At 40.1% G+C, this 11847-nt stretch carries 9 protein-coding genes; 8 read left to right on the forward strand and 1 reads right to left on the reverse strand.

All coding sequences use genetic code 11. The annotated features are described in order from the left end of the window. Window positions 1–159 precede the first annotated feature (159 nt). Window positions 160–411, reverse strand: coding sequence for a phage holin family protein (locus ACVBAX_RS09940; RefSeq protein ID WP_430774271.1), 252 nt, complete (start codon window positions 409–411; stop codon window positions 160–162). A gap of 195 nt (window positions 412–606) precedes the next feature. Here ACVBAX_RS09940 and ACVBAX_RS09945 point away from each other — a divergent pair, with 195 nt between their 5' ends. From ACVBAX_RS09945 to preA, 8 genes are all read left to right on the forward strand, one after another. After that, entirely contained in the window at window positions 607–750 is a 144-nt protein-coding gene (locus ACVBAX_RS09945; RefSeq protein ID WP_340903521.1) for a YvrJ family protein, read from the forward strand. 221 nt (window positions 751–971) lie between these two features. Beyond that, a complete protein-coding gene (locus ACVBAX_RS09950) occupies window positions 972–1172 on the forward strand; it encodes a cold-shock protein (RefSeq protein WP_430774272.1) in 201 nt (66 codons plus the stop codon). Window positions 1173–1320: 148 nt separating this feature from the next. Beyond that, complete coding sequence (locus ACVBAX_RS09955) at window positions 1321–2460, forward strand: exonuclease SbcCD subunit D (protein ID WP_430774273.1); 1140 nt, start codon at window positions 1321–1323, stop codon at window positions 2458–2460. 1 nt (window position 2461) lies between these two features. Next, entirely contained in the window at window positions 2462–5599 is a 3138-nt protein-coding gene (locus ACVBAX_RS09960; protein ID WP_447116886.1) for an AAA family ATPase, read from the forward strand. Between the two features lie 172 nt (window positions 5600–5771). After that, window positions 5772–7652, forward strand: coding sequence for a selenocysteine-specific translation elongation factor (selB, locus tag ACVBAX_RS09965; RefSeq protein ID WP_447116887.1), 1881 nt, complete (start codon window positions 5772–5774; stop codon window positions 7650–7652). Window positions 7653–8220: 568 nt separating this feature from the next. Next, the gene (locus ACVBAX_RS09970; RefSeq protein WP_430774276.1) at window positions 8221–9105 is read left to right on the forward strand and encodes a nitrilase-related carbon-nitrogen hydrolase; all 885 of its coding nucleotides are present in this window, start codon (window positions 8221–8223) and stop codon (window positions 9103–9105) included. Window positions 9106–9150: 45 nt separating this feature from the next. Next, the gene (locus ACVBAX_RS09975) at window positions 9151–10524 is read left to right on the forward strand and encodes an NAD(P)-dependent oxidoreductase (RefSeq protein ID WP_447116888.1); all 1374 of its coding nucleotides are present in this window, start codon (window positions 9151–9153) and stop codon (window positions 10522–10524) included. 31 nt (window positions 10525–10555) lie between these two features. After that, window positions 10556–11842 (forward strand): NAD-dependent dihydropyrimidine dehydrogenase subunit PreA, encoded by a 1287-nt coding sequence (gene preA, locus ACVBAX_RS09980; protein ID WP_430774278.1) that lies wholly within the window; start codon window positions 10556–10558, stop codon window positions 11840–11842. Window positions 11843–11847: the final 5 nt, after the last annotated feature.

Raw genomic sequence — 11847 nt, forward strand, 5'->3', positions numbered from 1 at the left:
TCACATTATAAAAATAAAACCACAAACGAAAAAATCCAACACCTAACTGTCCACCCCAGACGGACAAAAGCAGCACTTCTGTCCACGAGCGGTGTCAGACACCCTAAAAAGACACATCCCCTACATTTGTCCACGAAGGGTGTCTGACGCCCTTTTTTGTCAACCTTTTTTGATTGTTTGTTTGACCATTTGGTGGCCCAGTACGGCTATTCCCGCTGCAATGATCGCGTTAATTACCCCTGTGTAGGAAAAACCCCAAGCAATGACTCCGAAAATAAGGGAAAATCCTAATAAGACCCAAATAATAGACCAGTTCGGTACGCTAGGTGTACGTTTAAGTGCAAAACCTAGGACCCAGAGAGCTGGGACAAGCATATAGTAATTTTCATTTAAAAAGGATGCTAAATCCATTTTCTCACCTCCTAATCGTGCTACTAACATGATATGAAGGCTTGTCGTGGTTGGTTTGCATTCATGTCCTCTAAATGAAAATTATTATTTCAATGCCTGTCCAAAACAGTCGATCGATAATATATAAAAGGTAGAAGGTTAATAGGATTAATTCACTCCTACACCTTATATTTAAAAAGAAAGGAGCTGAGGCTAGTGGAACAGCTTATTGCGTTCATTAGTGATGTCGGATTTCCGATTGTAGTGACTTTATACTTGCTTCATCGAGTAGAGGCAAAGTTAGATGCTGTTGTTCAATCCATTCAAAGTCTACCTGACCGAATTCGCGAAATCACTTAGCGTCAAATTTTCCTAACTTTCTAAATTTTATACACAATAAAGGTCAGATATTATTGACAGAAATAGGCGATGATGCTAAATTTAGGGTAACCGTTCTGCACCGTGTTAGAGTTTTTGTACGACTAGGTTCCATGTTTGGATGCGTAATGTTTGCAAATGCTATACGTTGTAAATGGTAAAATTAAGGCATGGCTTTCAACAGCCAGTAGGGGGATTTTGAGATGAAAAACGGAAAAGTAAAATGGTTCAATGCTGAAAAAGGTTTCGGTTTTATCGAAGCTGAAGACGGTAACGACGTATTCGTTCATTACTCTGCCATCCAAGCTGAAGGCTTCAAAACACTAGAAGAAGGTCAAGAAGTATCATTTGATGTAGTAGAAGGTGCACGTGGGCCTCAAGCTGCTAACGTAACAAAAAAATAATTCCTATAACCTTTCAAGCAGTTTAACCACTTGCGGTTAAGCTGCTTTTTTATTTTGTTAAAAAATGAACTTACAAAAATATGTAAAGAAAAACGAATGCACGTTCTGTTATAATAGAGAAATATACTAAACAAACGAGGTGGAAGGTTTGAAATTTATTCATACAGCGGACTGGCATTTAGGAAAGCTCGTCCACGGTATATATATGACGGACGACCAGAAAGAAGTATTAAACCAATTTATTCAAGTGGTTGCAGAGGAAATGCCAGATGCAGTTGTGATTGCAGGAGACCTTTACGATCGCTCTGTTCCACCAACAGAAGCGGTCGAGCTACTTGACCAGGTATTGTTCGAAATCAATGTAGGACTTAACATACCCGTCGTAGCCATAGCCGGAAATCATGATAGTGCCGAACGTTTATCTTTTGGAACCTCCTGGTATCGAAACAGCCAATTATACTTAACTGGTAAACCGGAAGCGAACTTACAACCTGTTCATATTAATGGGGTAAACTTTTACTGTGTCCCCTATGCAGAGCCTGGTATTATTCGACAATTACTAAATGAAGACAGCATTCATAGCCATCAGGAAGCAATGAAGAGAATCATCGGAAAAATTGAGGAGCAGTTAGACCCGAACACACCAAATGTATTCGTCGGACATGCCTTCGTATTAGGGGGAGAGTCTACGGATTCTGAGCGATCCTTATCTGTAGGAGGATCCGGATGTGTCACTCAGGATTTATTTTCTCCATTTCAGTATACAGCGTTAGGGCATTTGCACAGTCCTGATGCGATTAAACATGATAAAATTTTCTATTCTGGATCTCTATTAAAATATTCCTTTTCAGAAGCAAAGCAAAAGAAATCCATTCAGATCGTAGAAATGGATGAAAAAGGTGATTTTTCGATCCGATACCGTTCGTTAACACCAAAACAGGACATGCGTGAACTCGTTGGATACTTAGATGAACTATTGGATACGAGCTTTTATGAAAAACAAAAGGTCGATGATTATTTAAGTATTACGTTGCTAGATGAAGGGGCATTACTTGATCCAATCGGTAAGCTTCGTCATGTCTATCCAAATGTTCTTCACTTAGAAAGACAGACCGTGCTAAAGGATATGAAAGAAAAGAAATTACTCACTGCAATCGGACAGGAAAGAAAATCGGAACTCGATCTGTTTGAACAGTTTTATAAAGAAATGACTTCAGAAGAATTCTCACCTGAAAAGAAAAGGATTATGGCAGGGGTCATTGAGAGTGTCTTAAAGGAGGAACAATAATATGAGACCTTTGAAGCTTACGATGCAGGCATTTGGCCCATACTCTCGTACAGAGGTAATTGACTTTTCCGAACTTGGAAACCGAACAATGTTTGTTATCTCTGGGAAAACTGGATCAGGGAAAACGACCATTTTTGACGGAATTAGCTATGCCATCTATGGAAAGGCGAGTGGTGAAGATCGGAATGGTCCAGAGCTTCGTAGCCAATTTGCCGATAATGATACATTAACAGAGGTTTCATTGGAATTTCGTCTTCGTGGCAAAACGTATGAGATTAGTCGTTCTCCTCAACAAGACAAGAAAAAGTCCCGTGGTGAAGGGGTAACTTCTATCGGCGCAAAAGCAGAGTTGTATGTATACGATATGGATGGGACGAAGCAAATCATCGCATCAAATGTTCGTGATGTAGATGAAAAAATTAAACAAATCATGTTGATTGACAGCAATCAATTCCGCCAAATCATTATGATTCCTCAAGGCGAATTTAGAAAGCTACTAACCTCTGACAGCAAGGAAAAAGAGTCCATTCTACAACGTTTATTCCATACGCAGCTGTATAAAAGAATTGAGGAAAAGCTAAAAGAAGAAGCAGCTTCTTTAAAAGCCGCAGTAGAAAAACAGCTGGCGGACCGTAACCATGCGATTCGAAAAATCCATGCCTTGTTTACAGAGGATTTAAAAGAGTATATGGAAGCGGGCAGCACAAATGATCTTGTCATTATTCCAGCATTAATAGAAGAAATCCAAGCAATGTCAGAGCAAATCGCTTTATTTGAAAAGGAAATTGTGGAAAGAGATCAGCTACGTCAAATTGAACAAAAAAAGCTTTATGATGCAGAAATAGTTATTAAACAATTCGAAGCAAAGGAAACAGCCCTTCATAATAAGTTACACCTTGAAAATCAAAAGGAATTGTTTGAGAAAAAAAAGGATGACGTAGAATTAGGAAAAAAAGCAATATTGTTGCTACAGCAAGAGCAACTATGTGCTAGGTTAAAAAAGGAACTGACCACTTACGAAACTCAAGCGAACGACTTGCTAGGAAAGCAAAAGTCGTTTGTGGATCAAGTGCAAAAACTTGAAGCCGTATTTCAATCAGAAAAACAAAAAGAACCGGAAAGAAAAGCATTAGAAGAAGGTATTCACAAGCTAAGGTCATTAAAGGATGATATACACTCTTATGCAAAGCTTGAAGATGAAATTCGTAACCTACAACTACAATGGAAAAAACTTGAAGAGGACAAGGTGGCAGCGGAAAAAAAGGGAACAGAAATTGACCAACGTCTTCGATTGTACACAGAGAAAAAAGAAGAAATCGATGCTAGTAAACTTGTTTTTCTTGAAAACAAAGGCCTCCTTGACGAATTAAAGCGTGAAGCTGATTTAATTTCTACTCTAGAGAAACAGAAGGAAAACTTGTTAACTCTAGAAGTGAAATTTAATCAAAAAAAAGCGGAGTTTGAGCGGACAACTGATCGCTACTTGGATTCCAAATTTCTCGTTGAAGAACTAGAAAACAGCTGGATGAATGGACAAGCTTCCATACTAGCCAGCAAGCTTCAAGATGGTGCTCCTTGTCCTGTCTGCGGTTCAGAACATCATCCAAAACCGACCAGTCAGGAAAATAACACCATTCCAAATGAAACCGATTTGAAGGCTGCTAAACAACAGCTCGAAGTACTAGAAAAAGAGAGAAACGAAGCTCAGTCACAAAGTTTCAAGTTACAATCGAGTGTGGAAACTTCTACATTATTAGTCGCTCAATCACTAGAGTCATTACAAGCGAGTATGCCTGATTTTTTGATTGAGGAACTTCCTGTTTTTAAAGAGACTGTATTAAGTAAGAAAAGAGATGTCGAGGAAGAACAACGAAAATTACAAACAGGTCTTGAACAACTGGATACAATTGTTGAGGGCCTAAAGAAACTTGAAACAGCAAAGGTGGAATGGGCCGTAAAGGCTAAAGAGCTAGATGAATCCTACCAGGAAGCTAGATTCTCGTTCGTTGAAAAAAACAGTCATTTTACTAGACTGCAAGAAACGATTCCTGAAGCACTTCGTTCAGTTGATCGGTTCGAGCTGGAAGTAAACCATCAGCAAAGCCAGTTACACGATCTCAATACCAAGCTAGAACAGGCTCAGATAGCACTCCAAAATTCTAAGGTTTCCCTTTCCACCATTGAAGGACAACTGCAGTCGATCCTTCAGTCAAAAGAGACGAAGCAAGCCGAGCTTCAAGTGGAGCGAGAAGTATTTAAGGTAAAACTGGAACAACAGGGCTTTCAAAACTATAAGCAATATGAAACAGCGAAGCGATCTGAAGTGGAGCTTCAACAAATGGAAGTAGAGATTTCAAACTATCGTGAGTCACTTCGCTCGGTAACGGATCGTTACACAGAGTTAGAAGCAGTATTAAAGGATGTACCACTGCCTAATATTCAGGAATTAACAGACCTCATTGAAAAAATGACACTGGAAATAAAGGATATTGATAATCACAAGAGTGACTTGAGCTTTAAAAAGCGAGAAAACGAACAAATATTAGAAACGATTCATTCCTTGAACAAAGAAATGAAGCAATTTGAAGAACAATACAAGATGATTGGTAACCTTGCGGATATTTCAAAAGGAAACAATAATCTACGAATTACATTTGAGAGATACGTCCTCGGTTCTTTTTTAGATGACATATTAAGAGAAGCGAATGGTCGATTGCTAAAAATGACGAGTGGAAGATTCCAACTGCTTCGAAAAATGGATAAATCAAAAGGGAACACGCAGAGCGGACTAGAGCTCCTCGTTGTTGATTCATATACGGGGCAAGAACGTCATGTAAAAACATTATCTGGTGGAGAGAGCTTTAAAGCCTCGCTATCTTTAGCACTTGGACTAGCTGATGTTGTCCAGAATTATGCGGGTGGGGTTTCCTTAGAGACGATGTTTATTGATGAAGGCTTCGGTACGTTGGACCCTGAATCCCTCGACCAAGCGATTGAGGCACTGATTGACATCCAAAGTAGCGGACGCCTTGTTGGGATCATTTCACACGTACCTGAGCTAAAGGAACGAATTGATGCTCGATTAGAGGTAGTTGCTAGCCAAAGCGGAAGTACTACTTATTTTCAATTTATTAATTAACCATAACCAGGAGTAAAGGTAACTTTACTCCTGGTTATTTGGTTTATTGGAGGGAATATGGGTTCCTTTGTAATTTTATTCGTGAAGGGCAAGCGTGTACACCAAAAAGGTTGAGCAATTAACATTTTAAAGTTAAAGTAAAAGGGTGCAGAACATTAAAGTAGGTGCAAATATGGAAAAACGATATTTTACAATAGGCATGGCAGGTCATATCGACCACGGAAAAACAACACTCACAAAGGCACTGACCAATGTTGATACCGATCGTTTAAAAGAAGAAAAGGAACGCCAAATTTCCATAGAACTAGGGTTTGCTCCCTTATATGAAGATGAACATATACAAATATCAGTGATTGATGTTCCAGGACATGAGCGTTTTATTAGGCAAATGATTGCTGGGGTGGCAGGTATTGATTTGGTCGTCCTTGTCGTAGCAGCAGATGAAGGAGTTATGCCACAAACAAAGGAGCATTTAGAAATTCTCGGTTTTTTAGGAATAAAGTCAGGTATTGTTGCGATTACCAAAATGGACAAGGTGGATGAGGAATTTTCAGAATTAGTAAAAGATGATATTTATGAAGAATTAAGCGGAACCGTCTTTGAAAACTCACCTTGCGTCCTTGTTGACAGCCTTTCAAATAAAGGCATTGATGAGCTTAAATCACGAATAATACAAACGTTAGAACAACAAGACGTTCGTGATGCAAAAGGACCCTTCCGCTTGCCAATCGACCAAGTGTTTACCGTAAAAGGTCAAGGAACGGTTGTAAGAGGAACCGTGTATGAAGGAGCTGTTGAGGAAGGTCAACTTCTTACCATTATGCCTCAAGGAATTGAGGTAAGAGCAAGGCAGCTTCAAGTACACCACCAACCATCTAAACAAGCGTTTGCCGGTCAAAGGGCTGCGATAAATTTATCAAACATAACCAAAGAGGCGATTGAACGGGGCGATGTTCTTGTATCGTCAGAGCATTTTAATGTCACACGTACCATTGACGTTGCCATTCAAATGGTAGAAGATCTTGAACATCTGGTAAAGCAAAGAATGCCGATTAAATGTCATATAGGAACAGCCGAAGTGATGGGTAGAATCGTATTTTTTGACCGAAATGAACTGAAAGAGAACAGTGGGGAAATCCTTTGTCAATTAAGACTTGAGGAGCAAATCGTCACAAAGCGTGGAGATCGTTTTATTTTGCGTAGACCTAGCCCGCAGGAAACAATAGGTGGGGGATGGGTTATCGATCCTAAAGGCGAGAAATACCGTTTCGGGCATCAAACGGTTGAAGAGCTCGCTAAGAAGAAAGAAGGGTCACCGGCCGAACGAATAACTGCCGCGTTAATTGAGGCGAAGAGTTTGTCAATTGATGAACTCATTAAGCGGACCTCTCTCGATAAGGAGGAACTTTTGCTTGCCCTTGCTGGAGGGGAATTTATCCACTACAGTAATAAAGAATACACCTTACAAGCAATTATTAAAGAAGTTGAGGATGAATTATTCGAGCGATTGACTGATTACCACAAACAGTTCCCTCTGCGAAATGGGGTAAATAAAGCCGAGCTTTTACAAGGTTTAAAAAAATGGTATTCCAGGTCGTTAGTGGAATATGTAATAGAACAGGGTTCTGCTTCAAATCAGTTTCAACGAAAGGGACAATTTGTATCCTTAGCCACCTTTACTCCTCATGTACCGTCAAATTGGGAAAAACGAACAGAAAACCTTCTAAATGCATTAAAAAAAGATGGTCTACAAGTAAAGTATTTAAATGACTATATAAAAGAGGCTGGAATTCCGGAAACCTTAGTCGAGGATGTTAAGAGATATTGGACTGAACGAGAAATGATTATCTCTCTAGACGAATCATACTATTATCATGGTGAGGTTTTTACAGAAGCTGTGAAAAGACTTCAAGCTGAGACAGAACAAGAATTTGATGTTGGGAAAGCAAAGGAAGTACTCGGATTGTCTAGAAAATATATGATTCCTTTTCTAGAGCGATTAGATGAAAACGGAATAACAAGACGAGTTGAAAACAAGCGAATGTGGTTATAAATAACAAAATATAGGGATTTGTCCGCCTGAGATGGACAGTTACAAAACCGCTTCTCATAAGGAAGTGGTTTTTATATTTGATAACAAAAAGCACGTTATGATATCTAACAAAATAGTTCTCAGTCACTAGGTTGTAAGTATTATAATGGGCTTAATAGTTTTTTGTTACATAATTTCACATACCTTAAAGAACGATATGTAAGATTTGTCTTTTTATCCTCCACAATGACAAATGATCTTCTTTCAAAAACTTACTCTATTAACTAACTCCCTAGAACTTCTCGTAAGAATATCTCACAACCTACCAGACATAATTGACAAAATGACTAGCTATTACCAAGAAGGATTTTACATAATGTATCATGCGAGGATTAACAAGCAAATGTAAAATTAATTAAAAGTTTCGATTTTTCTGTATTTAATATAAAAAGAGGAGGGATACTGTCCATTTACAAGAAATATAATGTACAAGATGTGCATGAAAATAAAAGACTGCTATGATTCATTGTTTTTTTATTTTCAAAAAAAAATAGAATAGAATTATTTCGAATTAGGGGGAACTAAGAGAATGGCGGATCAAGTAACCATTGGTTTAATTCAGGCTAGCAATGATGTGGATGGAAAAGAACCCGTTGAGGTTCATAAACAAAAAGCCATCGAAAAACATATCAATCTCGTTCGTGAAGCAAAGGAAAAAGGAGCACAAATTGTTTGCTTGCAAGAAATCTTTTACGGACCCTACTTTTGTTCTGAGCAAAATACAAAATGGTATGATGCCGCAGAAGAAATCCCTAATGGCCCCACAACAAAGCTATTTCAGGAACTCGCTAAGGAACTAGGAGTCGTAATTATTCTCCCAATTTATGAGCGTGAGGGTATTGCCACCTATTATAATACAGCAGCCGTTATTGATGCGGACGGTTCTTATTTAGGAAAATACCGCAAACACCATATCCCGCATGTAGCTGTAGGTGATCAGGGTTATGGGTTCTGGGAAAAATACTATTTCAAGCCTGGAAATCTAGGATACCCCGTATTTGATACCGCATTTGCAAAAGTCGGAGTGTATATTTGTTATGACCGACATTTCCCAGAAGGTGCCCGAGTACTAGGTCTTAATGGAGCCGAAATAGTGTTTAACCCTTCCGCCACAGTATCTGGTACCTCCGAATACTTGTGGAAGCTTGAACAGCCTGCCCATGCAGTTGCCAACGGTTATTACGTGGCCGCAATCAATCGTGTTGGCTACGAAGGTCCGTGGAATATGGGCGAATTTTATGGCCAATCGTACCTCGTTGATCCAAGAGGTAGCTTTGTGGCCACAGGTAGCCGAGACAAAGATGAAGTAATCATTGGAGTAATGGATAAAAAAATGATTCGTGAAGTAAGAGATGTTTGGCAGTTTTACCGTGATCGACGTCCCGAAACGTATGAGAAAATGACCTCAATTTAGAGAGCAAGTATAAAAACAAAAAAAGCCTAGAGGGGGTATTTACATTTGAGTACGGTAAAACAATCGAGAATTTCCTACGATCATATAGCCGCTAACTTTCAGGAGGTCCATCCTGGCCTTTCCAATCGAGAGGCTGTAGAGGAAGCAAATCGCTGCCTTTATTGCTATGATGCACCTTGTATTACAGCCTGCCCAACAGGGATTGATATCCCAACCTTCATTAAGAAAATAGCCTCAGGAAATATAAAAGGTTCCGCAACTACCATCATGTCAGCCAATCCAATTGGCGCAAGCTGCTCCCGTGTCTGCCCAACAGAAGAATTATGTGAAGGAGCATGTGTACTCAACCATTCTACTAAACCTATTATGATAGGCAACCTACAACGATACGCAACAGATTGGGCAATGAAAAATAACCAAACTCTTTTTAAAGCTGGTAAGAAAAACGGCACTAGGGTTGCCGTAATAGGTGGTGGGCCTGCTGGATTATCAGCGGCAAGAGAGCTCGGTATCCTCGGGTATGACGTAACGATTTTTGAAGCAGCTGAACATGCTGGCGGCCTAAATACGTATGGAATCGTTTCGTTCCGACTACCAAAGGAAGTATCGTTTTGGGAAGTCAAACAAGTGGAAAGTGTTGATGTAAAAATTAAGACAAACACAAAGGTTGGCATCGATATCTCTGTCCAAGAAATTCTAGAAAACTATGATGTTGTTATTTTAGCAATTGGCATGTCTAGTGTCCCTAATATAGGGATTGAGGGAGAAGATTTACAAGGGGTATATGATGCGATTGAGTTTGTAAAACAAACGAAAACGAGTCCCATTACTGATGAGTTTCTCGGTAAAAAAGTGGTTGTAATTGGTGCCGGTAATACGGCAATTGATGGTGCTACTTGCTCTGTTCGCCTCGGAGCAGAAAATGTAAAGATCTTATATAGAAGAACGCTAGAGGAAATGACGGCGTATGACTTTGAATATGAATTTGCCAAGCAAGATGGAGTCGAGTTCAGATGGTTAACCGCCCCTGTCAGAATCATTGGAGATGAACTTGGTAACGTCAAGGCGATTGAATGTATCAAAATGGAACTAACCGAAGCCGGTGAAGATGGCCGAAGGAAGCCTGTTCCGGTAAAAGGCTCTGAATTCCATTTAGAGGTAGATGCTGTTATAAAAGCGATTGGCCAGTCGAGATACGTAAATCTCATCGAAGAGATGAACCTCGTGCATGATGGTGGCGTCGTTACAATTAACGAAAACACCTACCAGACCTCCAACAAAAAAGTATTTGCTTGTGGAGATGTAATTTTCGGAAAAGGTCAAGGAGAAGCGATGGTTGTTTCTGCAGCACAACAAGGCAAGAAAACTGCCCACGCCATCCACCAAATGATTACCAAAACCGTATCTGAAACCGCCTGAACAAGGGCAATCAATTCAAGGAGGTATGATGATGGCAGATTTACGTATCAACTTGGCAGGAATTCAATCACCGAATCCTTTCTGGCTCGCTTCAGCTCCCCCGACAAACTCTGGATATCAAGTGCAGAGAGCTTTTGAGGCGGGATGGGGTGGAGCTGTATGGAAAACGCTAGGAGAACCGATCCTGAATGTTTCATCTCGCTTTGCAGCTGTAAGCTTTAACGGACAAAGGGTAGCAGGCTTTAACAATATTGAACTGATTACCGATCGACCTCTTGAAGTGAATTTGAAGGAAATCGCGGAAACCAAAAAGAAATTCCCCAATCATGCGATTATTGCTTCTCTTATGGTCGAGCCAAAACAAGAGAAGTGGCATGAAATTGTCAAAAAGGTAGAAGCCATAGGGGTGGACGGTTTAGAACTCAATTTTGGTTGCCCTCACGGAATGGCGGAAAGAGGAATGGGTTCAGCCTCTGGTCAAGTTCCTGAGCTAGTCGAAAAACAAACGTATTGGGTAAAGGAAGTTGCCCAGACACCCGTCATTGTTAAACTCACTCCGAACATTACCGATATCACCGTTACAGCTGAAGCAGCAACAAGGGGCGGGGCAGATGCCATTAGCATGATCAACACCATCAATAGTTTAGCTGGTGTCGATATTGATACTTGGAACACCATTCCTCATGTTGCTGGTAAGGGGGCTCACGGTGGATATTGTGGACCCGCAGTAAAGCCAATCGCCTTAAATATGGTCGGTGAATGTGCGAGAAATCCTCATATCAATGTTCCGATATCTGGAATAGGCGGGATATCAAACTGGAGAGATACCGTAGAATTTTTGTTGATGGGTGCGACAGGCGTTCAAGTGTGTACAGCTGCAATGCATCATGGCTTCCGTATTGTTGAGGATATGATTGAAGGCTTAAACAATTATTTAGATGACAAAGGAATCGCTTCGGTCATGGATATTGTGGGTAAATCTGTACCAAAATACTCTGATTGGGGAAATCTTGACCTTAATTATAAAATCGTTGCGAGAATTAATAACGATGTGTGTATCAACTGCAATAAATGTCATATCGCCTGTGAAGACACATCTCACCAATGCATAGATCGGTTAAAAGGAGCCAACGGGGAAAGTATTTTACGCGTTCGTGAAGAAGATTGTGTGGGCTGTAATTTATGCTCGATTGTTTGTCCCGTCGACGGTGCGATCGACATGGTAGAGTTGCCCAATGAACTCCCACCAATGACTTGGAACGAGAGGCAAGCCGTGTTAGGGGCCATCCCATGCAATGTTGATGTTATAAAAAGATAATTCAT

This window comes from Robertmurraya sp. GLU-23 (assembly GCF_052983275.1).

Excerpts from the sequence above, each read along its gene's own strand:
- ACVBAX_RS09940 (WP_430774271.1), bottom strand. The coding sequence starts at position 411 with ATGGATTTAGCATCCTTTTTAAATGAAAATTACTATATGCTTGTCCCA.
- ACVBAX_RS09950 (WP_430774272.1), top strand. The coding sequence starts at position 972 with ATGAAAAACGGAAAAGTAAAATGGTTCAATGCTGAAAAAGGTTTCGGT.
- ACVBAX_RS09960 (WP_447116886.1), top strand. The coding sequence starts at position 2,462 with ATGAGACCTTTGAAGCTTACGATGCAGGCATTTGGCCCATACTCTCGT.
- selB (WP_447116887.1), top strand. The coding sequence starts at position 5,772 with ATGGAAAAACGATATTTTACAATAGGCATGGCAGGTCATATCGACCAC.
- ACVBAX_RS09970 (WP_430774276.1), top strand. The coding sequence starts at position 8,221 with ATGGCGGATCAAGTAACCATTGGTTTAATTCAGGCTAGCAATGATGTG.
- preA (WP_430774278.1), top strand. The coding sequence starts at position 10,556 with ATGGCAGATTTACGTATCAACTTGGCAGGAATTCAATCACCGAATCCT.